The sequence below is a fragment of the Ruegeria sp. CE12 genome (genome assembly GCF_056537525.1).
In genome coordinates this window covers 146,656-169,136 of the sequence record NZ_JBQFRS010000003.1, presented here as the reverse complement: position 1 = coordinate 169,136, position 22,481 = coordinate 146,656, and the positions used below count along the sequence as shown (strand labels likewise).

Here is a 22,481-nt window from a genome sequence, read left to right as displayed (position 1 = left end):
TAATCTTAGCTCGGGATATAGTCTGATCCTGTGGACACGTTCCACTGAAACTGTATTTTCTTCTTATTCTCTTCATCCAGCCTCCGTATTGCAGCGTTCATCAAAGCTGCCATTGGCAACCTGACGGAGCATTCACTCACGGCAGTGCCTCATGAAAGAGCTTCCGCGAGTTGCAGCTGCTGACCAATCAGAACGTTGTATCCATTTTGCAATGGTTAGAGCTGTTCTCAGGATCATCTGGTTTAAGCACGTTTTCTTGCTGCCTGAAGCTTTCCTGACTGCCCTTGGCTATGGTTGCCGTGGTGGTCTTGCCAAGGAACAGCGGTTCACAAGCCTTGTATTTATACAGATTGACCGGCCATCCGAATTACCTTCGACCATGGCAGTCAACTCGCGCGCAGCTTTACGCCCCATTTCCCGGTGGGGAACATGAACAGTGGTCAATGCCGGACTGACGATCTCAGCAAGCTCAATATCGTCAAAGCCCGTTACAGAGACTTGCTCAGGTACTTTTATCCCCAGCCTTCCCGCCTCACGCAGGGCTCCCGCTGCCAATACGTCGTTCCCGCACATAACAACCGTCGGCCTCGGAGTAAGCGACATGAGCTGCTGAAAAGCCTCGGCACCCTTTTCAATCTCATAGTCTGTTTCAATCAGTGTCAGGGAATTTGCGTCCAGACCGCTTTCTGCCATGGTCTGTCTGACGCCATCCACACGACTTTGCGCCCGGTCGTTGCCCAAAGTCTGGCCCGAAATCATCGCGATCCGCTGGTGGCCCGCTGAAATGACAGCTTGCGCCAGCTTTCCCATGGCATCCGTGTTGTCGAAACCAACAGAGGGACGATGCGCTTCTGGATCGTAGGACCAGGCGACCAGAGACGGAACCTGGTGGCGCTCCAGATAGGTGTAGATTTCCGCGTCGCGTGCGTACCCGATCAGCAGCAGACCGTCTGCGCCGCGCGCAACCAGTGCGCGGATCTGTTCCCATTCCACTTCGGGATCATACGCTGAACTGGACACCAGAAGTGTGTAGCCGTTCTCGCGAAGTTGGTCCTGAAACTCCTGCAACCCGCGGGCAAAGATAGCGTTGTCCATAGTGGGAATAATGGCGCCGATAGTGTAGCTGCGCTTCGCCGCCATAACCCGGGCCGCGAAGTTTGGCGTGTAGCCCAGCGATTCGACGGCCTGCATGACACGCTGTCGGGTAGCTTCAATGACCTGATCCGGTGAATTCAGGCATCGAGAAACCGTGGCGGTTGATACGCCCGCCGCCTTGGCGACATCGTTAAGTGTCGGAACTGAACGGTTTTTTCCCATGTGTTGCCCGCTGTGACTTTGAACCTTGTCATAACATAAAAACCCGCGTCTGCCATCCACGAATGTAAGCGCTTGCATTATCAATGTAAGCGCTTACAAATAGATTCGAGATACGATTCCGGAGTTCTATGATGTTCCTTTGGGCTGCTGCTGCCGTCTTTGCGGTGTTTTTTGCCAATGTCGCGTTGGGCGCCTTTGGCGGCGGTGCCTTCTTAGGAGACGTCGGAGAAATGCTGGTTCTGTTTGCCGCCTCGATCCTGTTCGTAGCGGCCATTCTCAAACGCGAAGCTGACCAAAAGAACAAAAACGGCAGCTGACGGATCAATAGGGAGGAAGACAATGACGAATGCCAAGGATGGCCTCAAATCTGCTGAGCGCCGGAATTTTCTGAAACTGGCCTCAACCGGTTCATTCACTGCGGCTGTGGTGGCCGGTGCTGGCGGTGTGCTGTGGTCCTCAGAAGCCGCTGCTCAAACCGCCAAGGAAGAGAAAGAGCGCGAGAGTGCAGCAGATCATGTCATGACCGTTGCCACTGCCTATGTACTGGGGGCGTCGCGCAGCTATCCGATTATGCAGTTGGATCTGAAGGAAAACATCCAGAACGCCACCAACGGCAAAATCTATGTCAAACTGGCACCGGGGGGCCAGTTGGGCGCCGGTGGTGCATTGGTGCAAAAGGTTCAGGGCGGCACTATTCAGGCAGCGCAGCATTCGCTGTCGAATTTCGCGCCTTTTGCTTCCACCGTTGACCTGATCAACATGCCTTATCTCTGCGGCTCGAACCAGCGGTTCACCAACCTGGTGAATTCAGACTTCTGGAAGTCCGAGGTACACCCCAACGTTGAAGCCAACGGGTTCAAAGCTCTGTTCTATGTGAACATCGATCCCCGCGTTGTCGCAGTGCGCAAAGGTGGCAATGCCGTAATGTCGCCCGGTGACATGGCCGGAGTGAAGTTCCGAGTGCCGGGATCGAAAATGCTGCAGCAATATTACCGCATGGTTGGCGCCAACCCGACACCTGTGGCCTGGGGTGAGACGCCTTCGGCGATCAAACAGGGCGTCGCGGATGCGCTCGATCCATCTGTCGGGGCACTCTATGTCTTTGGCTTCAAAGACATCCTGAGCCACGTGACATTCACTCAGGCAGTGCCGGACAGCCAAGTCTATTCCTGTAACCTCGAGTGGTTCAATTCGCTGCCTGCCGATGTTCAGGAAGGTGTGATGTGGGGGTCCGAGCTGACGGCGCATCAGAACCTGGCCAAAGTGCCTTCGGCCCGTGCCTATGCAATGGCGGAATTGGCCAAGGCCGGTGTCGAATTCCATGCCCTTAGCGATGACCAACTGGGCGAGTGGAAAGAGGCTGGTGGTTATCAGCTTAGCGAATGGGATTCCTTCAAGACTGAACTTGCAGGCTCAATGGACAACTTCGCCAAGCTCGAGGAGGCCGCAGGCACGCAAGGAAAATACTACGTGCACGACGCCTGAGCATTACCGGGTCCGGGCGCACAAGCGCCCGCCCTATTCTTCAACAGCCGCCTTCGCTGCAGCTCGCCAGGCTGGACGCAAGGGTGTGCCTGAACACCGGGAATGGTAATGAACATCCTGCGAACCATCGACCAGAACGCAGAACGTTGGCTGCTTCTGGTGTTCTACACAATGCTGGTCGTCACGATGGCGATTGAAGTGATACGGCGCGAGCTGTTTGCCTATTCCTCGATCTGGGGCGAGGAAATCGTCCGCTATTCCTTCATTTATCTGGCTTGGATCGGCGCTGCGGCGGCAGTCAAAGAGCGCGCTCATATCCGTATCGACGTGATCTTGCATTACCTTGGCCCGCGGACCAAGGCGCTGATCTACATCTTCGGTGATCTGGTGATGTTCGTAGTCGCGCTGGTGGCGCTTTATTGGTCCTTCGAAACGGTGCATGTCTCAGCCAAGTTCGGATCCGTCAGCCATGGCCTGCGGATTTCGATGGTCTGGTTCCTCGCGGCTGTGCCGTTGGGATTCACCTTGATGATCTGGCGATTGCTCCAGTCTTTCCGGCGCGATTTGCTCAGCCTTCGTGACGGCACACCCGTCTTCGAAGGCGACAAGCTGTTTGATTGAGGGGCCTGAGCGATGCTGTGGAATTCACTTAATCAAACGGTCGAGCTCGGCTGGGATTTCTACGTTCCGGTGATCATGTTCGTTGCTCTGATCGCGCTCGCGGTGCCGGTCTGGGCCGCGATTGGAGCCGCGGCCATCACCATGTTGGTCATGTCCGGAGACTTGCCGCTGAGCGCTATCGGCGAAAGCCTGTTCACTGGCATTGATGCCTTTGCGCTGACCGCGGTGCCGCTTTTCATTCTGACCGGAGACGTTCTGGTCCGAACCGGCCTCAGTAAGAAATTTCTGGATGTGGCCGAGGCGTTGACCTGCTGGACCCGAGGTGGTTTCGGATCAGCCACGGTTCTGGTTTGCGGTATGTTTGCGGCGATCTCGGGATCTGACGCCGCCGGTGCCGCAGCCGTGGGACGAATGACCATTAACCGCCTGGTCGAAAGCGGCTATCCGCGTCCTTACGCTTGTGCCTTGGTGGCGGCGGGCGCATGTACCGGCATCCTTATCCCGCCCTCCATTGCCTACATAATCATTGGATTGGTTCTGGGTATTTCAGCGTCCACCTTGTTTCTGGCTGCACTGATCCCGGGTCTGGCGATCCTGGTGTCGATCCTGATCACCAATATCATTATGAACCGGCTCTATACCTACGAAACCGGTGGAAACATGGGGCTGAGCGAATGGTTGGGAAACCTAGGCCAAGCGCTGAAATCCGGCTGGTACGCCTTCATCGTTCCGGGGATCATCTTCTATGGGATCTTTTCCGGACGCCTGACACCAACCGAGGCTGGTGCCACTGCAGTTGTCGTTACAATCGTGATGGGTTTCATCCTTGGCACTCTGAAACTGGCGGACTTTCCGGCCATGCTGGTTAGCTCCGCCAAAGTGAACGGGGTGATCCTGCCGATCATCGCCTTTTCCGCCCCGTTGGCCGAGGCGCTGGCAATCATGGGTGTGCCTCAGGGCTTTGTGACCGCAGTCACCGGTCTTACAGATGATCCCGCCCTGTTGATCCTGCTGATGATTTGCATCCTGATCGCAGCGGGCTGCGTGATGGAAACCACGCCAAACATCGTGATCCTGGCGCCTATTCTGAAGCCTTTGGCGGATAACATCGGCATGAATGAAATCCAGTTCTGCATCATGATGATTACCGCGCTTGGGGTGGGGTTCATCACCCCGCCGCTGGGCCTCAACCTTTTTGTCGTATCGGGCATAACTGGCGAGTCTATTCTCAAGATTGCTGCCCGTGCTGTGCCCTTTGTTCTGACCATGCTAATCGTGGTGCTGTTAATCGCCTATTTCCCGCCGATCTCAACCACGCTGCTTCCTGATATCTACAAGTAGGACCCCCTGGAAATGACCCGTGAATATCTTAAAAAGGCTACCCTGACCCCTAAGTCGGACGCGTCTGAAACTCATAAGATCGTGCAGGGCATCCTCGACGATATTGAGTCCGGAGGCGATGCCAAGGCTTTGGAGTACGCCGCGAAATTCGACCAATACGAAGGCAACGTTCTGCTGACCCCGGAAGAGATCGAGGCAGCCTGCGCATTGGTGCCGGAAAAGCTGAAGGCCGATATTAGGTTTTCCCACGACAATGTACGTCGCTTTGCTCAGTTGCAGAAAGGCACGGTGCATGACGTGGAGATGGAAATCTCACCGGGTTTCATCACCGGGCAAAAGGCGATCCCGGTGGATGCGGCCGGATGCTATGTGCCGGGCGGGCGCTACAGCCATATTGCAAGCGCCATCATGACTGTGACCACCGCCAAAGTGGCAGGCTGCAAACATATCACCGCTTGTTCACCGCCGCGTCCCGGCGTGGGTGTGGCTCCTGCCATCATCTATGCCGCGCACATCTGCGGTGCCGACAAGATCATGGCAATGGGCGGTGTGCAGGGGGTTGCGGCGATGACCTTTGGCCTCTTTGGCCTGCCCAAGGCAAACATCCTGGTGGGTCCTGGTAACCAGTTTGTCGCCGAGGCGAAGCGCATCCTGTTTGGCCGCGTCGGCATCGATATGATCGCAGGCCCCACCGACAGCCTGATCCTGGCTGACGGCACCGCAGATGCTCACATCGTCGCTACCGATCTGGTGAGCCAGGCCGAGCATGGCTACAACTCTCCGGTCTGGCTGGTAACTGATGATCGCGCCCTGGCGGAAGAAGTTATGCGGCTGGTTCCGGGATACATTGACGACTTGCCAGAAGTGAACCGCGAGAATGCCGCCGCAGCATGGCGCGACTATGCCGAGGTGATCCTTTGTGCGGACCGAGAAGATATGGCGGCCTGTTCCGATGAATACGCGCCCGAGCATCTGACCGTGCAAGCCGAGGATCTGGAATGGTGGCTGGATCGACTCACTTGCTATGGCTCGCTGTTTCTGGGCGAGGAGACCACGGTGTCTTATGGAGACAAGGCAGCAGGCACAAATCACGTGCTTCCCACCTCGCGCGCAGCCAGCTACACCGGCGGGCTTTCGGTCCACAAATACATGAAGATAGTCACCTGGCAGCGCGCGTCCCGAGACGGTTCGAAACCAGTGGCTGAGGCCACTGCGCGGATCGCCCGGCTGGAAGGGATGGAAGGTCACGCCCGCGCTGCTGATGTGCGGCTGGCCAAATACTTCCCGGACGAAACCTTTGATCTGACCGCAAATGGCTAACCCGAGCGCCCTGTTCGACCTGACAGGCCGCACCGCCTGTATCACTGGTGCCAGCTCTGGGTTGGGCCGACGAGCGGCGGTTGCCCTCGCAGCCGCCGGGGCAAAAGTGGTAGCGATTGCGCGCAGAGAGGAGGCATTGGCCAGCCTAAGCGCCGAGATTGGATCATCCGCTGCGCATGTGGCGGCTGATGTTGCGGATAACAGCAGGCTCGAGGCGCTGAGAGATCAGATTTCAACGCCCTTTGGCCCGCCGGATATTTTGGTCCACGCAGCAGGCATCAACACACGGCAGGCTGCTGATGATGTAACGATCGCTGAATGGAACAAAACTCTGGATTTGAATCTCTCGGCCCCGTTCTTTCTTAGTCAAGCATTGACGCCTGCAATGCGGGAACGCGGCTGGGGTCGGATTGTCAACTTCGCCTCTCTCCAAACCACCCGTGCCTTTCCCGGCGGTATTGCCTACGGTGCCAGCAAAGGTGGCATAGGCCAATTGACTCGGGCAATGGCAGAGGCCTGGTCACGCTTTGGCATCACCGCCAATGCGATCGGGCCAGGGTTCTTTCCGACCGAACTGACCGAAACCGTGTTTAGCGATGAGCAACGCGCTGCCCGTAACGCCGCACAAACCTGCATCGGCCGTAATGGTCGGTTGGAAGACATCGATGGGCCGCTCTTGTTCCTGTGTTCCGAGGCTTCAGCCTATGTGACCGGCCAAGTCCTGATGGTTGACGGGGGGTTTACAGCGAAATGAAGGCCTTGGTTTACGAAGATGTAGAGACGCTCTGTGTGCGAGATGTGCCAATCGCCGCGCCCCAAACCGGGGAGCATCTTGTCCGCATTGCCGCCTCTGGCATCTGTGGGTCTGACATGCATGCCTATTTGGGACATGATAACCGCAGGCCCGCTCCTTTGATTCTGGGCCACGAAGCCGCTGGCGTGATCGAAGAAGGACCGCTGGCGGGCCGGCGTGTCACGATCAACCCGCTGGTGACCTGTGGCGTCTGCGCCGCCTGCACTTCAGGGCGCGAAAACCTCTGCGCCGCCCGCCAAATCATCTCAATGCCTCCGCGCGAAGGGGCTTTTGCCCAGTTTGTCGCGATGCCAGAGCGCAATCTTGTTACCGTTCCCGATGAAGTGCCGCTGGAAAAAGCCGCTCTGGCGGAACCGCTGGCTGTGAGTTGGCACGCAACCCGGCTGGCACTAGAGGCGCTGCATCCCGCGATGGAGCGTCGCGCACTGGTGATTGGCGGGGGCGCGATCGGGTTGGCCGCAGCGCTGGCGTTGCGGGCGATGGGGATGGAGGATGTGACTATCCAAGAGCCCAATGCGGCACGAAGGGCTTTTCTGGCAGACCGCTGCAAGCAGCAGACAGCCGCTGAATTTCAGGGCATGGTTCCATTGGTCGTGGACGCAGTAGGCTACAGAGCAACGCGAGCGGCTGCCTCTACTGCTGTCGCGCCTGGCGGGGTGATCGTTCATGTTGGTTTGGGAGAAGACTCAGGTGGTCTGGATGTGCGCCGCATGACGCTACAGGAAATCACTTTCATCGGCACCTACACATACACCGCACAGGATTTTCGCGACACCGCGCATGCCATCTTTGATGGTCGTTTGGGTCCACTGGACTGGCCCGAACACCGGCCGCTGTCAGACGGGGCTGCGGCCTTCCGCGATTTGCGGCAAGGCGTGGTCGCGGCCCCGAAGATCATTCTTGACCCTTGGGCCTGAAGCCGCGCGCCAATTAAATGGAGAGCAACCATGTATAACAATATCCTGGTTCCCATGGCTCTGGATCACGGGGTTTCCGGAACCACGCTGAAAGCCGCTGCCACTCTGAGCAATCCGAGCGGGCGGATCACCGCTTTGCATGTCTATGAGGCGCCGCACGGTTCCGTCAGCACCTTTTTGGACGAAGATGCTGTGCGCGATGGTTTGGACATGGCCCGCCAGCAGCTTGCCAAAAAAACTGCAGACTACAGCGATGTCACGACAGTGATCGTCAAGGGGCGTTCATACCGTGGCATCGTTGAATACGCCGCAAAAAACGGTGTGGATTGCATCGTCGTCGGTTCTCACAAACCAGGTCTCAGCGACTTTTTCCTGGGCTCGACTGCCGCACGAGTGGTCCGGCATGCACCTTGTGCTGTACATGTTTGCCGCACCACATGACTTTGACCAAAAAACATCCGCAACAAAGGCAATCAACTATGAACATAGACAAAAGGATCGCTGACGATCTGGCGGCCAATGACGTCTCTTTCGTCACAACGGTGCCCTGCAAACAGCTGGCGGGAGTGATCGAAGAGATTGATCAGCGCGACGATATCTTTCACATCCCGTCCAACAAAGAAGATGAGGGTATGGGATTGTGCGCCGGGGCTTGGATGGGCGGCAAGCGGCCCGCGATCATCATGCAGAACACCGCCATCGGCGTGACGATCAACACACTGGCCACATTGATCCAGTACTACCGGATGCCGCTGCCGATGCTGATCTCCTACCGCGGCGAATTGCGCGAGCCAGTGGCTTGTCAGGTCGAAATGGCGGTTCACACCAAGGCGCTTTTGGCGCAACTCAATATCCCGACCTACCACTTTCATTGGCAGAAGGACGTCGAGGAGTTGGACAACATTCTGAAATACACCTTCATGTGCAACAAACCTGTTGCCATCCTGACTGACGCCAATTTCTGGGGAGGCTATGGCGACCAATGATCCGCTCCGAAATCCTGAAAGAGATCGCACCAATTCTTCGTAACGAATTGGTTGTGTGTAACATTGGCATCCCGTCGCAGGAACTGCATGCGATCGATGACCAGCCAAGCAATTTCTACATGTTGGGAACCATGGGGCTGGCCTCCTCCATCGGGCTTGGGTTGGCGCTCGCGCAGCCTAAACCAGTGATCGTGATTGACGGTGACGGCTCTATCCTGACCAACCTCGGGACCCTGCCCACTATCGGCAACAACGCACCCGGCAACTACATCCTGATGATCATCGACAATGGCTCCTATGGCTCGACCGGTGATCAACCAACCTACACCAGTCAGCGCACCGATCTGGCCGCGATGGCCCGCGCAGCCGGTTGCGCCAAAGTGGTGGAGGTGCAGGATAAGGACACCGGACCAGCGTTGGAAGAAGCCCTGTCCAGCGGCGAGGCCACAGTGCTGGTGGTCAAGTGCGACAGCGGCAACGCCAAGATGCCTGTGATCACTATGGACCCGGTGGTAATCCGCGATCGGTTCATGAAGGCTGTTGCCAACTGATGGGCGAAAACGCCATCCATTCCGCCGAGGATGCCCGCCGCCTTGCCCGGCGGCGGCTCCCTTGGATGGTGTTTGACTACATTGATGGTGCCGCGGGGCGTGAAACCGGGGCAGCGCGCAATCGTGCCGCGCTGGACGCGGTCACCCTGCGGCCCCGCATCCTTCGCGACGTCAGCCGACGGTCCCTGGCATCACAGGTTTTCGGCGCCGACGCAGACCGCCCCTTTGGCATCGCCCCCATGGGTATGTGCAATCTGGCCGCTCCAGGTGCCGACTTGATGCTGGCACGGCTGGCGGCGCGCTACCGTGTACCCCACGGCGTCTCAACCGTTGCCTCCACCCCGCTCGAAACCATCCTGGAGGCAGCGCAAGGATATGCTTGGTTCCAGCTTTACTTCAGTGGCGACGGTAGTGGTACTTTCAAGCTGGCCGAACGCGCCAAGGCCGCCGGTTACCAAACCCTTGTGCTGACAGTGGATGTCCCCGAAGTCGGCCGCCGGCCGCGTGAGCTGAGCCACGGCTTCACGATGCCCTTCCGTATCGGCCCCAGACAGTTATTCGACTTTGCCATGCACCCCGGCTGGTCGCTTAAGACGCTTTTCGCAGGCAGGCCAGAAATGGCGAATTTCAAGATGGGGGGTTATGACTTCGACCGCACCGAGAGCCGAGCCCGGGCCACATGGGACACGCTAGCCCGGCTGCGGGATCTCTGGCCTGGAAAACTGGTGGTGAAAGGGGTGCTGGACATCGAGGACGCCCGCGCACTGCGGTCTGCAGGCGTTGATGCTATTCAAGTCTCAAGCCATGGCGCACGGCAGCTGGAGGCGAGCCCCGCGCCGATCGAGATGCTCTCAAAAATTCGATCAGACCTTGGGTCGGATTTTCCCCTCTTCTACGACAGCGGGATATGGTCAGGAGAAGACGTTCTTAAGGCCCTGACACTTGGGGCCGACTTCGTCTTTGTTGGAAGGATACTGCAGTTTGCTATCGCAGCTGCCGGAGAGGCAGGTTTAGAACAAATGTGGGATGTTCTTAGCCAAGAGTTGAGTATTGCCATGGCCCAAACCGGACAGACTAAGCTAAATGGTGACCATTTTCTTTAGCAGCGCAAGCGCGACTTTGTGGGGCATTGAACCCCTATAGTGCGGCGTCGTTTGCTTCTTACAAACTGACAAGTCTAATTTGATTTACGAGACATCCGAAATGTCTTGTATCTGGGTTTCTGAGGCTCACCCTTATGATTTGGAGTTGCAATCAGTTTAGTTGCGCACTGACGACACTCTCGTCCTGTCCGCCTTCTCATACTACATACGACCTTGCCTCCTGGATCATGGATCACCTCGATGAGGCTCAAAGCGCGTGCAAAATTTTGAAATGTTCCTGCCATCGGCATTTGAACTCTACATTCGAGGTCGAATGCGAAAGCGCCCGCAGAGTAGAGATCTTGATCTTATCCAGATACATCGCCTCTGCCTGAAATTGGGTGCAACCTTCACCAGCACCATTTTTGAAATCGGTCTGACCGCTCTTGATAACGTTGACTGACTGCGGAAGGCCCGTTTGGCGAGGAATATTGGATCACTCTGATGTGACGGCAGATCTTTGCGTCGCAACGGCAACACCAGTGCGACCATGAATAATCGAATGATACAAATTCAAGGGTTTACCGGTCGCCGAATGGCAAGACTATGTGTCGCCCCACAGTGCCTTGCGAGGCGTCACATAAACTTCCGGCTTGTCTCGCTTGAATTTCTCATTTGGTCCCCCGTTTCATGACTTTAGGGCCGGATGAACTCTAAAGAGGCAGGATTGCTCACAATCGCCAACTGGATGTATTTGCTGGATATTACTTTCTTTCTTGTTAGGTTGCAGCCATCGCAGAATTAAGTCTGCAGTCGTTTTACACAGCGTTTGTCGGAGCTGACTTTTGATTATTCCATTTCATGTGCGGGAAATGCTGCGGCGTATAAAAGCGCGATATGACGCTGAACGCACGCCACAGCAGATGGCCCCAAGCGACGAAGGGTTTTCGCCTTTGCGCCCCTCTCGCAAGGCTGACAGTAAGACGGTTGCGCGGTTCTGGGATCATCTAAAGCCCAGGTCAAGCGACGCAGATCAAGCATTGATCGCGGATTCTGCAACAGTCGAAGCTTCTGAAACCTACAGCGCCAATATTGAGAACTTCATTGGAACCGTGAAAGTGCCGGTGGGCATTGTTGGACCATTGCGCTTGAATGGTATGAACGCCAACGGGGATTTTTATGTGCCTTTGGCGACGACTGAGGCCGCGCTTGTTGCCTCGTATGCGCGAGGGGCATTTGCTGCGGGGCGGTCTGGTGGGGTCAGCACGGCTGTCTTGTATGAAGGTGTATTGCGCACACCTGCCTTTGTGTTCGAAAGCCTTTTGCAGGCCGGTCAGTTCGTGGATTGGGTGGTCAGTAATATCGATGATCTCAAGGCGGCGGCTGAAGCCACAACCCGGCACGGCAAACTTGTCTCGCTGGAGCCTTTCATAGACACGAATATTGTCTTTCTGATTTGCCGCTACACCACGGGTGATGCGGCGGGTCAGAACATGGTTACCATCGCAACGGATGCGTTGTGCCGTGCCATTAACGGTAGTTGCCCGGTGCCAATTGAAAACTGGTATATTGAGGGGAATTTTTCGGGCGACAAGAAAGCCTCGGCGCTTGGATTGGTGACGGGTCGAGGCCGGAAGGTAAGCGCGTCGGTGACCCTGCCTGCGGATGTGGTGGAAAAGACGCTTGGTACCACCGTGGATGCCATGATGGCCTATGGCCGGGTCGCTAATCTCGGGTCACATCTATCGGGTCAGCTTGGAGCTCAGGCCCATTATGCCAATGGTCTGGCGGCCTTTTACATCGCGACCGGGCAGGACGCGGCCTGCGTCGCCGAAAGCGCGATGGGGGTGACGCGGATGGAGCCCCGAGGGGAGGATCTTTTCTGCTCGGTGACGCTCCCGAATATCCTTGTTGGTTCCGTGGGTGGCGGTACCGGCTTGCCCAGCCAGAGTGCCGCGCTGAACATTCTGGGACTAAAGGGCGCTGGCCACGGCACGGCGCTGGCCGAAGTGGCCGCCGCTATCTGCCTGTGCGGAGAAATATCTATTGTTGCTGCAATTGCTGCGGGGCATTTCACGCGGGCCCATGAAAGTCTGGCCCGCCAAAGATGACTCTGCTGGCTCGATTGTGGATCTATCAGTCCGAACGCTTTCCACTGAAGAAGACCGTTCCGCTTTTGTTGGTGTTTTCAGCAGCAAGTATTTGCGTCTCAGCCCGGATTGCTGATCGCCCATTGCCCGAATGGCCCGCCTTTGCGGTCGGCTTCGCGCTTGCAATGGCGTTGTTTTTCCAGATGCGCGTTTGCGACGAATTCAAGGATGCCGAAGACGACCGCCGCTATCGTCCCGAGCGCCCTATTCCACGAGGGCTGGTATCCCCGGCTGAGGTCTTGGTGCTTGGCTTGCTGACCCTACCGCTGGCTACCGCCGCTGCATGGTTGTGGTATCCTCCGGTTCTATGGTGCCTTCTTGTGGTTTGGGTATGGCTGGCGGCAATGACGGTCGAATTCGGGGCGCCAACTTGGCTTAAGGCGCGACCGGTTCTGTATCTGATTAGTCATATGGCGATTATGCCGCTGATCGATTTGCTGCTGACCAGCATCGAATGGCTTCCGGCCGGAGGGGCTGCATCAAAACTTTGGTTGTTTCTAACGCTGTCTTTTGTGAATGGCTGCGTTCTCGAGATCGGACGCAAACTATGGTCGCCCGAAAACGAAATTGACGGCGTAGACACCTATTCGGGTCTTTGGGGGTATCGGCGCGCTGCCATTGTTTGGCTGGGCTGTGTTGTGCTGTCCTTTGGGTTTCTGGTGGGCACAGGGTTTGCGACTGATGTTGGATGGATAACCGTCGTGGTCGGGGTCGCGGCTTTGGTGCCCTGTGGTCTTGCTGCACGCAGTTATATGACGGCACCAACGCCTAAGGCACAGGACAGGATGGACACAATCGCGGGACTGTGGGTGTTTTATTGTTATGCCACAGCGGGCTTTTTGCCGTTTCTGATCGGAGGCTTCAGGTGACCTTTATCGTCAATCAATCCGATGCAACTGATCCGACGGTGGTCGGAGGAAAAGCCACTGCGCTATCAAACCTCGCCCGTCACGGGTTCAATCCACCTGCGTTTTTTGTCATAACCGATGCCGCTTTCCGCGCAGGTAAGACAGGGCCCGTTGCAGCTCGCGGACTGAGTGATGCGATCAGCGCGGCATTGAATACGTTGGGTCCCGGACCTTATGCGGTGCGCAGTTCCGGTCGAGCCGAAGATGGTGCCGAGCACAGTCATGCGGGGCAGTTCGATACAGTCTTGAACGTCACCGGCAGCAAGGTGTTGCCGGCGGCGAAACAGGTTTGGCAATCAGGGTTTACGGATTTAATTGCTACCTATCGTTCGGTCAAATCCGGGGGCGAGGCAGAAGCCCCCGCCATCATTGTACAGCGCATGATTGATGCGACGACCGCCGGTGTCGCTTTCTCGGCCGATCCGGTGACCGGACAACGAAACACGGTAGTCGTGTCCGCCGTCAAAGGTCTAGGCGATGCCCTGGTGGCAGGTGAGGTTGATGGTGAGGATTGGACTATTGATCAAGACAGGCAGCCTGAATGCGCCCAAGCCACGGCTCAAGTGTTGACACCGGACCAGGCGCTTCAGGTGGCAATGCTGGCGCGCAAAGCGGAAGAGGCTTTTGGTATCCCACAAGACATCGAATGGGCGTTCGATGCGGATGGGCTGCACATTCTCCAGGCACGACCAATTACGACCGAGCTGAGGCCAGCGGCGGTGCCGGATGATGCGCTTACCATTTTTGACAATTCGAATATCGTCGAAAGCTATCCGGGCATGGTTAGTCCACTGACCTATTCCTTTGCCGTGCATGTCTACTCACGGGTCTATCGCGCCTTCGTGCGGCTGTTGGGTGTTTCAGATAGAACCGTCGCGCAGAACTCGGCCATCTTCGACAATTTCCTTGGGCGCATTGATGGGCGTGTTTATTACAATCTGGTCAATTGGTACCGGGCTCTGGCGCTGCTGCCGGGGTTCTCGCTGAACCGCGATTACATGGAAACGATGATGGGTGTGTCCGAGCCCATGCCGCGTGAAATCACGGACGGGATTGGTCCTGCTCCTGCCGAAGGCGCGCGCAAGATTTTGGAATACGCCAAACTGGCTGCGGTTGCGGGCAGCCTGGTCTGGCAGGCCGTGCGATTGCCGCGTACCCGGCGCAACTTCTATGGCAGACTAAATGATATTCTGGATCGTGATCTCGACATAGAAGCTGCGAACGCGACCGAACTGGCTGCTGAGTATCGCCATATCGAAAGTACCCTGCTGGATCGCTGGGACGCACCGCTTGTAAATGACTTCCTGTGCATGATCGCTTTTGGCGCATCACGCAACCTGCTGCACAAGTGGTTGGGTGAAGACGGGCTGTTGCTGCATAACGATGTCATGATCGGTCAAGGCGATATCATCTCAGCCGAACCGGCGCAGCGAATTGCCCACATGGCTCACTTGGTCCGCGAGGCCGGGATTACTGATCAGTTGAGTGCGGAATGCCGGATTGAGACCCTTGCCCCCTTTCCACAGATCGAGGCCGAGGTTCGCTCTTACTTGGACAAATTCGGGGATCGATGCACTGAGGAGTTGAAGCTCGAGAGCATACCGTTGTGCGATGATCCCGCCAGCCTGTTGATGGCCATCGCAGCCAGTGCAGCCCGTCCCGAGGGTAAGCGACACACCAGCACTGAGCCGGACTGGAAAACCCTGTTTCCTGCCAATCCGCTGAAACGCTACCTGTCCAAATGGATCATAGGCTGGGCCAAGGCCCGCGTTCGTGACCGAGAGAACCTGCGCTTTGAACGTACCCGTATCTTCGGCTATGCCCGGCGTGTTTTTCTTGGCATCGGTCGAGAGTTTTCTGCAAGGGGGTTGCTTGCCGAGCCCCGCGACGTGTTTCATCTGACGACGTATGAGGTCTTGGGAGCCGTAGAAGGGTTCAGTCTTTCGCCTGATCTGAAAACCATAGTTGCGCAACGCCAACGCGAAGATGCTGCAGCGTCCCAGCGTCCGGACCCGCCGGAACGTATCGAAATCCGAGGTCCCGCCATTTCTCCGATCTGGGCGGATATGGAAGAGGTCGACAGCGATCCGGAGCGCGTTAAAACTGGCACGGGTTGTTCAGCCGGGCAAGTAACTGCAAAAGCCCGTGTGATCCGTGATCCGCGGACTGAGGCGCTGCAACCCGGCGACATCCTTGTGGCGCGTCACACCGATCCGGGCTGGATCGCGGTGTTTTCGAACGCTTCGGCCATTGTTGTGGAACGGGGGTCGCTTTTGTCGCATTCCGCAATTGTGGCGCGCGAATTGGGCATCCCTTGTGTTGTTGGCCTGAAAGGGGCCACGCAATGGATCAAGGATGGTGAAACCCTGTCGGTCGACGGGGCAAGTGGTAAAGTGGAACGGTGCGATGGGGTATAGTGAAATCGAGAGCAAGGCAGATTTCGACCATATCCGATATGCCCAGTTGTGGGAGGATGCGGACGTTCTGACCGACGCGCTGGGCGATTGCGCGGGGGGCACGCTGGTGTCCATTTGTTCGGCAGGGGATAACGCGCTGGCTATGCTAACGCTGGACCCAGCGAAAGTTGTGGTTGTCGATCTTTCACCGGCGCAGATTGCCTGTCTAAAGTTAAGGATCGGTGCTTTCCGATCTTTGACACACCCCGAATTTCTGGAACTGACAGGATCGCGGCCCAGCAAGAGGCGAGCAGAGCTGCTGACGAAGGCTTTGAAGGCCACTGATCCTGAAACAAGCGCCTTCTGGGCCGGTCTTGCCCCAGATGTGGAGCGTTACGGGATAGGCGGGGTCGGCAAGTTCGAGCGGTACTTTCGTATTTTCCGCACACGGCTTTTGCCGTTTGTACATTCCAGACGTACGATTGATGAAGTCTTTGCACCCCGATCGCAGGACGCGCGCGAGGTTTTCTTCGATACGCGCTTTAATACCTTCAGATGGCGGCTGTTACTGAGTGTATTCTTTTCTCGCTTTGTGATGGGGCGCATGGGACGTGACAAGGCGTTCTTCGATCACGTTGAAGGCAGCCCTGCTCAGCATGTGGCGCGTCGCATTCGCCACGCAGGCGTTGATACTGATCCGTCGCAAAATCCATATTTGCACTGGATCCTGAAAGGTACGCATGGCGACGCGCTGCCGATGGCCTGGCGGCCTGAGCATTATGATACCATCCGCGCTCGCCTCGATCGTCTCGATATCAGACCCGGATCTTTAGAGGCCTTTGTTTCAACCGGTGAAAAGGCCAGCGGGTTCAACCTGTCTGACATTTTCGAATACATGTCGCCTGAAGTGTTTGCGCAGGTCTATGGATCAATCCTGTCAGCTGCCGCGCCAAAGGCTCGTCTTGTTTATTGGAACATGATGGCACCGCGCCGTTTGCCCCCTTCATTTAGAGGCGAAGTTGAAACACAACGCGAGATTGAGGACCGTCTAAAAGCACGGGACATGGCCTTTTTCTATTCAGACTTTGTCGTGGAAGAGGTGCTCGCGTGAGTGTCATGGTCCAGATCCTGCTGGCCTTGGCTTCTGTTCTGGCCCTGTTGGGATTGATGGCAGTTGTCCGACGGCTGGCGCAAAAGGTTGGCTTGAACGCAGAAGTACAACGTAAACTAATGCATGTCGGAACCGGGCTGTTCACGCTGGTTCTGCCGTGGATTTTCCCGGATCGCTGGCCGGTCTACATGCTGATCGGGGTAACGATGATTGTAATGGCGATCTTACGTTTGCCCCGGTTCTCAAACGGTCTGGGTGCAGCTTTGCACAGCGTTGAACGCACCTCTTATGGTGATTTCCTGTTGGCGATTTCCGTTGGGCTTTGTTTTTTGCTGGCCGGGGAAAACACTCTGTATTACGTGCTTCCGATCGCCGTTTTGACACTGGCGGATGCTGCGGCTGCGCTTGCCGGAACGACATATGGAACCAAGCGCTACGTGGTTGAAGATGGCGACAAGAGCCTGGAAGGGTCAGTGGTATTTTTTGTCGTAACGCTGTTGGTTTCCATCATCTGCTTTTTGTTTTTGTCGAAACTCCCGCCGTCCAACATCATGATGCTGTCCCTTATGGTTGCGGCCTTTGGCACATTGGTCGAGGCACAAAGCTGGCGGGGCTTTGACAATCTGTTCTTGCCGCTCGGCTTGTTGATTTTTCTGAAAGCCCATTATTTTAGCTCCCTGGCAGAGCTGGCCGTGCTAACCATTTTGTTCTTTGCTGCTCTGGTCAGTTTCGGCGTGGTGGGAACAAAGCTGGGTTTCACCAAACATACGACCCGTGTCTATGTTGTTGCGGTTTTTCTGCTGCTGGCAGCCGCAAAATTGCAGAACACAGTACTGCCTATCATGGTTCTTGCCGCACACGGCTGGGCGCGTACTGCTTCTCCTTGTGACAGTAAGTATCCCGATCTGGACATCGTAGCCGCCTTGGGGCTTCTGGGGTTCGGTTGGCTTGCGGCGGGAAATGCAACGGGATGGGATGCGATATCCTTTTTTGGGGTCAGTGCGATGGGGTTGGCCATGGGGCTCACTGCTGTGGCGCTGCGCACTATTCCTATTGCGATACCGCTGGTTGCCGCGGTCCTGTTTCTAATTCGTATCTGGGCGGTTTCCCTGAATTCTGACCAATCGAACTGGGCTGAACCCCTGACAGCACTCTCGCTTGTATCACTCGTAATTATGGCGATTGTGCCCCTGTTTTTTCCGCAATTACTCCAAAAGAACCGTGTTTCGAGGCTCACGCTTTTGGCGGCTCTGCCCCCGCTTGCCTACTACATTTGGTTCATAGCAGGGTCTATTGGCGACGGGTTTGTCACCGGAGTTGTATCATGACGAAAGAGAGCATTCAGACTGACGGCGCCAAACTGTCTGTTTATCTGCAGGGCCCCGATTGGGCTGGTGTTCCAGCTGCAACAATCGGCGACTTCTCGTGTGAGACCCCAGAGGCCGGCTTGGAAGCTCTGCAAATGGCAATTGAACGTGTCCGGCATGCCGGGGTTGATCGGATCATTGGTCCGATGTCCGGAGATACTTGGCACAGCTATCGGTTTGTATCGTACAGTGACGGTTCAGCACCCTTTTTGATGGAGCCGACGAACAAATCACATGAGCCCGACGTGTTTAAGGCGGCGGGATTTATCACCATCAGCAAGTATTTCTCGGCACGTGTGTCATTGGCAAAAACGGCCAGCTCTTCTCCTGCTGCAACCGACGCATTTAATGTCGAGCCCTGGGACGGAACCAACCCCGAAGAATTATTCCGGCAAGTGTATCATCTATCTGTCGAGGCTTTTTCCCGAAACGCTTTCTATAAGCCTATCTCTGAGTGTGATTTTCTTTCTATGTACATGCCTGTCGTTCCGACGCTGAAGCGCGAGCTTATCTTTTTTGCCCGGCGTCCGGACGGCTCATTGGCGGGCTTTCTGTTTGGCATTCCGAACTATGCAGAAGGCCCAAACCCGACAGCGGCAATCTTAAAGACCTATGCAAGCCTTGAACGTGGCGCAGGTCGCCATTTGGCCAGTCAATTCCATATGTCAGCCCTGAAGCTTGGCTATGAGTCCGCCATCCACGCGTTGATCCATGATGACAACCAATCCGCCAATCGCAGCGTTGTCGAAGGGGCAACGGTATTCAGGCGGTACAACCTGTTTGGGCTGCGTCTGGATGGCTAACCTGCTGGACCATTTTGCCATTGCGGTTGATCGACACCCGGACCGGACGGCCATTGTTGAGGGCAACGGTCGCGAGGTCACCTTTAGCGAAGTGCAGATGCGAGCACAGAAATTGGTCAGTAAGTGGAAACGCAAGGGGGTTGGCCATGGCGATCACGTTCTGCTGGCGATGCCGGTAAACGCTGATCTTTACGCTAGCCTTGCGGCCTTATGGTCATTGGGCGCGACGGTGGTTTTGCCTGAACCGGCAATGGGGCTCGCGGGGTTGCGTCACGCGGCGAGAACGACCCGATCCAAGGCCTTTTGCGCATCAGGTTATTTTGCGTTGCTGAAGTTCGTTGTGCCGGAACTGTTTAAGCTGCGTCTTTTACTACCAGGCAATGCCGGCAGTGACCCCGGAGTCGCGGCTGTTCATGACAGTGACACAGCGCTCATTTCCTTCACTTCCGGCACCACAGGTCAAGCCAAGGCCATACCCCGCAGCCACGCGTTTCTGATGGCGCAACATGATGCCATTGCGCCGCTTCTAGACAGTGATGCAGTTGAACGGGATCTGGTTGCGTTCCCGGTTTTCACCCTGATAAACCTTGCGGCCGGGCGTACGACTGTTTTGCCGAATTGGAAAATGAGCAATCTGGATCGACTATCTCGCGAGCAGTTAGCGGGCTGGATATCGAAGCAGCAAGTTACACGGCTTCTGATCCCACCGTCTTTGTGCGAAAAACTTGCGCAGTGTAAAGATACCGGCCAACTGCACACGGTTTTCACCGGCGGCGGCCCGGTGTTTCCTGACCTGGTTGAGAGGCTGCTCGCCAATACTGGTCTGGACGTGGTCTGCGTCTACGGGTCAACCGAAGCTGAACCGATTGCGCATCTTGATGTGCGTGACATCTCCGAAGTTGACCAACGTGAAATGGCCGCAGGCAAGGGGCTTCTTGTCGGGATTCCGGTTTCGCAAATCAAACTCCGAATTCGAAACGATGAAGTTCAGGTCGCGGGCGATCATGTAAATGATGGCTATCTTGATCCCTCGCACTCCAAGGAAAACAAAATCAAAGACGGCACCACGATATGGCATCGAACAGGCGACGCGGGTCACTTGGATGAACGGGGGCGTTTGTGGCTGCTGGGTAGACTGGGGAGCGATGTAAGAACCCCAACTGGCCGCACCTTTCCTTTCGCAATCGAAATAGCAGCCCGGCAATGGCCAGGCGTGACGAACAGTGCGCTTATGAACTTCGAAGAAAGCCCCGCTTTATGCATTGAAGGTGACGCGGGTCGGCTATCAAACTGGAGTAGTCTGGCGCGGGAACTGGGTATTGCCAAAGTGATCCACGTGAGAAAAATACCAATGGACAAACGCCACAATTCCAAAGTTGACCGAGTAAAACTTGCTAACTTGTTGGGTTGTTGATCCTCGGTAATTTACCATCAGTGTTCCGACGGGAAACCGCAGTCGAGCACAGTTTTGTATCTGCCTATTAATCGGCAAAAAAGTCCGGCAACTTATAAAAAGAAATTGCCAGTAGATCTGCACGCCGCTCGAATGACCGTTTTTCCGGCTACAAGCTGCGAAAAAGTCCAAGATGCTGTTGGGCTCATTAGAGGCTTTTGTCGTAGCGTCGACGAGAAGCTGCCCTAACTGGGCCAAACCATTTGAAGATTGGATTGAGGAGAACAATAGAACGTATTGATTTGCGTGCGAGGAATCCGATGTCTGTTTTGCGTCCGCGAATGTCGCAAGTATTTCAGCGGTTAAAAGCGACTGAAATAACTTGGTATTCGTGAGGTGCCGCTGTTTGATTCTCAGGCAGCGGAGAATTGGGAAGCCGGTGTAAGTCCGGCACTGCCCCCGCAACGGTAAGGAAGGTCAGGTTCGACAATCAACCACTGGGACGAGGATCCCGGGAAGGTGTCGCAACCGGGCGCAAGTCCCTTTCAAGTCCGGAAACCAGCCTCTCAGATATGTCAAACCGCGGGTGGCGGTGGGGGCACGGGTTTCGGACGCGATCCTCGCGCGCCTCCGGACGGTTCCTCCTTGTCATCTGCCCAAGCAATGCCGCGGGGCGCGGCAGGAGAGCCAGAAATGAACAATATCCAAGGCCTGTTGGCGCGTCGAAACCCGGGTTATGCTCTGGAACAGGCGTTTTATACCGATCCCGAGATTTTTCAGACCGACCTTGAAACCATCCATTATCGCGACTGGCTGTTTGCCATTCCCGCGTGTGAGTTGGTGAAATCGGGCGACTACGTTACGTACAATGTAGGCGCCTACCGAGTGATTATTGTGCGCGGCTCCGATAACCAGATACGAGCGTTTCACAACACGTGCCGTCATCGCGGTTCGATCATCTGCAAGGCAGCAAAAGGCAATGCGCCGAAGCTGGTTTGCCCGTATCATCAGTGGACCTACGAACTTGACGGCTCATTGCTATGGGCCCGTGACATGGGGCCGGACTTCGATCCCAAACAGCATGGATTGAAGACAGTTCACTGCCGTGAGCTCGCCGGGTTAGTATATATCTGTTTGGCGGATGACGCCCCGGATTTCGATACGTTCGCCAATATCGCGCGCCCCTATCTTGAGCCGCACGATCTGGGGAATGCAAAGGTCGCCTTTGAAAGCTCAATCATCGAGAACGGCAACTGGAAGCTGGTTTGGGAAAACAACCGCGAGTGCTATCACTGCGGCGGAAACCATCGTGCTCTGTGCCGGACTTTTCCCGACGATCCGGGCGTTACAGGGATCGAAGGTGGTGAGACACCAGCCTACATGCAGACCCATTTCGACCGGTGTCAGGCTGCGGGCATGCCTTCGCAGTTCTACCTGAATGACGACGGTCAATACCGTCTGGCGCGTATGCCGCTGAAAGAAGGCGCTGAGAGCTATACGATGGACGGAAAGTCTGCCGTGCGCCGCTGGTTGGGTCGGTCGCCCTTTGCCGATGCGGGATCGCTTTTGAAGTTCCACTATCCGACCACGTGGAACCACTTCCTTGCCGATCACTCGCTTGTTTTCCGAGTCACTCCGATCAGCCCGACAGAGACTGAGGTCACTACCAAATGGTTGGTCAACAAGGACGCGGTTGAAGGCGTTGACTACGACGTGAAACGTCTGACCGAAGTCTGGGTCGCCACGAATGACGAAGACCGGCAGGTGGTTGAGGACAACCAGCAGGGTATCAACAGTCCGGCCTATGTACCTGGTCCGTATTCACCCATTCAGGAATCCGGCGTGCTGCAGTTCGTGGATTGGTATTGCAACACGCTGTCGGCTCGCTTGGCGCCGGACACGATGGCGGCGGAGTAAGG

At 56.1% G+C, this 22,481-nt stretch carries 20 protein-coding genes and 1 riboswitch; of the genes, 19 read left to right on the top strand and 1 reads right to left on the bottom strand.

Going from position 1 to position 22,481, the window contains the following annotated elements:
• Positions 1-288: 288 nt before the first annotated feature.
• Entirely contained in the window at positions 289-1,317 is a 1,029-nt protein-coding gene (locus ACR0IO_RS09495) for a LacI family DNA-binding transcriptional regulator (protein WP_480741152.1), read from the bottom strand.
• A 131-nt stretch (positions 1,318-1,448) separates the two neighbouring features.
• Between ACR0IO_RS09495 and ACR0IO_RS09490 the strand changes: the two genes are divergently transcribed.
• The 19 genes from ACR0IO_RS09490 to ACR0IO_RS09400 all read left to right on the top strand — a co-directional run bounded on the left by ACR0IO_RS09490 (position 1,449) and on the right by ACR0IO_RS09400 (position 22,479).
• Positions 1,449-1,634: a hypothetical protein gene (locus tag ACR0IO_RS09490; protein WP_155150201.1), complete on the top strand. Its 186-nt coding sequence runs from the start codon at positions 1,449-1,451 to the stop codon at positions 1,632-1,634.
• 22 nt (positions 1,635-1,656) lie between these two features.
• Positions 1,657-2,802: a TRAP transporter substrate-binding protein gene (locus tag ACR0IO_RS09485; protein WP_170332096.1), complete on the top strand. Its 1,146-nt coding sequence runs from the start codon at positions 1,657-1,659 to the stop codon at positions 2,800-2,802.
• A 108-nt stretch (positions 2,803-2,910) separates the two neighbouring features.
• Positions 2,911-3,423 carry a TRAP transporter small permease gene (locus ACR0IO_RS09480; protein ID WP_480741150.1) on the top strand — a complete coding sequence of 171 codons (513 nt, stop codon included), beginning with the start codon at positions 2,911-2,913 and terminating at the stop codon, positions 3,421-3,423.
• Positions 3,424-3,435: 12 nt separating this feature from the next.
• The gene (locus ACR0IO_RS09475; RefSeq protein ID WP_480741149.1) at positions 3,436-4,764 is read left to right on the top strand and encodes a TRAP transporter large permease; all 1,329 of its coding nucleotides are present in this window, start codon (positions 3,436-3,438) and stop codon (positions 4,762-4,764) included.
• Between the two features lie 12 nt (positions 4,765-4,776).
• Positions 4,777-6,084 (top strand): histidinol dehydrogenase, encoded by a 1,308-nt coding sequence (gene hisD, locus ACR0IO_RS09470; RefSeq protein WP_480741147.1) that lies wholly within the window; start codon positions 4,777-4,779, stop codon positions 6,082-6,084.
• The gene (locus ACR0IO_RS09465) at positions 6,077-6,838 is read left to right on the top strand and encodes an SDR family NAD(P)-dependent oxidoreductase (RefSeq protein WP_480741144.1); all 762 of its coding nucleotides are present in this window, start codon (positions 6,077-6,079) and stop codon (positions 6,836-6,838) included. The genes hisD and ACR0IO_RS09465 overlap by 8 nt, the downstream gene beginning before the upstream one ends.
• Entirely contained in the window at positions 6,835-7,815 is a 981-nt protein-coding gene (locus ACR0IO_RS09460) for an alcohol dehydrogenase catalytic domain-containing protein (protein WP_480741142.1), read from the top strand. The genes ACR0IO_RS09465 and ACR0IO_RS09460 overlap by 4 nt, the downstream gene beginning before the upstream one ends.
• A 30-nt stretch (positions 7,816-7,845) precedes the next feature.
• Positions 7,846-8,256, top strand: a complete 411-nt coding sequence (locus ACR0IO_RS09455) for a universal stress protein (RefSeq protein WP_480741141.1) — start codon at positions 7,846-7,848, stop codon at positions 8,254-8,256.
• A gap of 38 nt (positions 8,257-8,294) precedes the next feature.
• On the top strand, positions 8,295-8,801 hold the full coding sequence (comD, locus tag ACR0IO_RS09450; protein ID WP_155150217.1) for a sulfopyruvate decarboxylase subunit alpha: 507 nt from the start codon (positions 8,295-8,297) through the stop codon (positions 8,799-8,801).
• On the top strand, positions 8,798-9,352 hold the full coding sequence (comE, locus tag ACR0IO_RS09445) for a sulfopyruvate decarboxylase subunit beta (RefSeq protein ID WP_480741139.1): 555 nt from the start codon (positions 8,798-8,800) through the stop codon (positions 9,350-9,352). The genes comD and comE overlap by 4 nt, the downstream gene beginning before the upstream one ends.
• Positions 9,352-10,455, top strand: coding sequence for an alpha-hydroxy acid oxidase (locus tag ACR0IO_RS09440; RefSeq protein ID WP_480741648.1), 1,104 nt, complete (start codon positions 9,352-9,354; stop codon positions 10,453-10,455). Before comE ends, ACR0IO_RS09440 begins: the two co-directional genes overlap by 1 nt.
• Positions 10,456-11,306: 851 nt before the next feature.
• Entirely contained in the window at positions 11,307-12,545 is a 1,239-nt protein-coding gene (locus ACR0IO_RS09435; protein ID WP_480741137.1) for a hydroxymethylglutaryl-CoA reductase, read from the top strand.
• A complete protein-coding gene (locus ACR0IO_RS09430; protein WP_480741135.1) occupies positions 12,542-13,453 on the top strand; it encodes a UbiA family prenyltransferase in 912 nt (303 codons plus the stop codon). The genes ACR0IO_RS09435 and ACR0IO_RS09430 overlap by 4 nt, the downstream gene beginning before the upstream one ends.
• The gene (locus tag ACR0IO_RS09425; RefSeq protein ID WP_480741133.1) at positions 13,450-15,909 is read left to right on the top strand and encodes a PEP/pyruvate-binding domain-containing protein; all 2,460 of its coding nucleotides are present in this window, start codon (positions 13,450-13,452) and stop codon (positions 15,907-15,909) included. Before ACR0IO_RS09430 ends, ACR0IO_RS09425 begins: the two co-directional genes overlap by 4 nt.
• Positions 15,899-16,999: a BtaA family protein gene (locus tag ACR0IO_RS09420; protein ID WP_480741129.1), complete on the top strand. Its 1,101-nt coding sequence runs from the start codon at positions 15,899-15,901 to the stop codon at positions 16,997-16,999. Before ACR0IO_RS09425 ends, ACR0IO_RS09420 begins: the two co-directional genes overlap by 11 nt.
• The gene (locus ACR0IO_RS09415) at positions 16,996-18,327 is read left to right on the top strand and encodes a hypothetical protein (RefSeq protein ID WP_480741126.1); all 1,332 of its coding nucleotides are present in this window, start codon (positions 16,996-16,998) and stop codon (positions 18,325-18,327) included. Before ACR0IO_RS09420 ends, ACR0IO_RS09415 begins: the two co-directional genes overlap by 4 nt.
• The gene (locus ACR0IO_RS09410; protein ID WP_480741124.1) at positions 18,324-19,169 is read left to right on the top strand and encodes a hypothetical protein; all 846 of its coding nucleotides are present in this window, start codon (positions 18,324-18,326) and stop codon (positions 19,167-19,169) included. Before ACR0IO_RS09415 ends, ACR0IO_RS09410 begins: the two co-directional genes overlap by 4 nt.
• A complete protein-coding gene (locus ACR0IO_RS09405; protein ID WP_480741122.1) occupies positions 19,081-20,583 on the top strand; it encodes an AMP-binding protein in 1,503 nt (500 codons plus the stop codon). Before ACR0IO_RS09410 ends, ACR0IO_RS09405 begins: the two co-directional genes overlap by 89 nt.
• Before the next feature lie 356 nt (positions 20,584-20,939).
• Positions 20,940-21,143, top strand: a riboswitch (cobalamin riboswitch).
• 112 nt (positions 21,144-21,255) lie between these two features.
• The gene (locus tag ACR0IO_RS09400; protein ID WP_480741121.1) at positions 21,256-22,479 is read left to right on the top strand and encodes an aromatic ring-hydroxylating oxygenase subunit alpha; all 1,224 of its coding nucleotides are present in this window, start codon (positions 21,256-21,258) and stop codon (positions 22,477-22,479) included.
• Positions 22,480-22,481 lie beyond the last annotated feature (2 nt).

Excerpts from the sequence above, each read along its gene's own strand:
- ACR0IO_RS09495 (WP_480741152.1), bottom strand. The coding sequence starts at position 1,317 with ATGGGAAAAAACCGTTCAGTTCCGACACTTAACGATGTCGCCAAGGCG.
- ACR0IO_RS09490 (WP_155150201.1), top strand. The coding sequence starts at position 1,449 with ATGTTCCTTTGGGCTGCTGCTGCCGTCTTTGCGGTGTTTTTTGCCAAT.
- ACR0IO_RS09485 (WP_170332096.1), top strand. The coding sequence starts at position 1,657 with ATGACGAATGCCAAGGATGGCCTCAAATCTGCTGAGCGCCGGAATTTT.
- ACR0IO_RS09480 (WP_480741150.1), top strand. The coding sequence starts at position 2,911 with ATGAACATCCTGCGAACCATCGACCAGAACGCAGAACGTTGGCTGCTT.
- ACR0IO_RS09475 (WP_480741149.1), top strand. The coding sequence starts at position 3,436 with ATGCTGTGGAATTCACTTAATCAAACGGTCGAGCTCGGCTGGGATTTC.
- hisD (WP_480741147.1), top strand. The coding sequence starts at position 4,777 with ATGACCCGTGAATATCTTAAAAAGGCTACCCTGACCCCTAAGTCGGAC.
- ACR0IO_RS09465 (WP_480741144.1), top strand. The coding sequence starts at position 6,077 with ATGGCTAACCCGAGCGCCCTGTTCGACCTGACAGGCCGCACCGCCTGT.
- ACR0IO_RS09460 (WP_480741142.1), top strand. The coding sequence starts at position 6,835 with ATGAAGGCCTTGGTTTACGAAGATGTAGAGACGCTCTGTGTGCGAGAT.
- ACR0IO_RS09455 (WP_480741141.1), top strand. The coding sequence starts at position 7,846 with ATGTATAACAATATCCTGGTTCCCATGGCTCTGGATCACGGGGTTTCC.
- comD (WP_155150217.1), top strand. The coding sequence starts at position 8,295 with ATGAACATAGACAAAAGGATCGCTGACGATCTGGCGGCCAATGACGTC.
- comE (WP_480741139.1), top strand. The coding sequence starts at position 8,798 with ATGATCCGCTCCGAAATCCTGAAAGAGATCGCACCAATTCTTCGTAAC.
- ACR0IO_RS09440 (WP_480741648.1), top strand. The coding sequence starts at position 9,352 with ATGGGCGAAAACGCCATCCATTCCGCCGAGGATGCCCGCCGCCTTGCC.
- ACR0IO_RS09435 (WP_480741137.1), top strand. The coding sequence starts at position 11,307 with ATGCTGCGGCGTATAAAAGCGCGATATGACGCTGAACGCACGCCACAG.
- ACR0IO_RS09430 (WP_480741135.1), top strand. The coding sequence starts at position 12,542 with ATGACTCTGCTGGCTCGATTGTGGATCTATCAGTCCGAACGCTTTCCA.
- ACR0IO_RS09420 (WP_480741129.1), top strand. The coding sequence starts at position 15,899 with ATGGGGTATAGTGAAATCGAGAGCAAGGCAGATTTCGACCATATCCGA.
- ACR0IO_RS09410 (WP_480741124.1), top strand. The coding sequence starts at position 18,324 with ATGACGAAAGAGAGCATTCAGACTGACGGCGCCAAACTGTCTGTTTAT.
- ACR0IO_RS09405 (WP_480741122.1), top strand. The coding sequence starts at position 19,081 with ATGACAACCAATCCGCCAATCGCAGCGTTGTCGAAGGGGCAACGGTAT.
- ACR0IO_RS09400 (WP_480741121.1), top strand. The coding sequence starts at position 21,256 with ATGAACAATATCCAAGGCCTGTTGGCGCGTCGAAACCCGGGTTATGCT.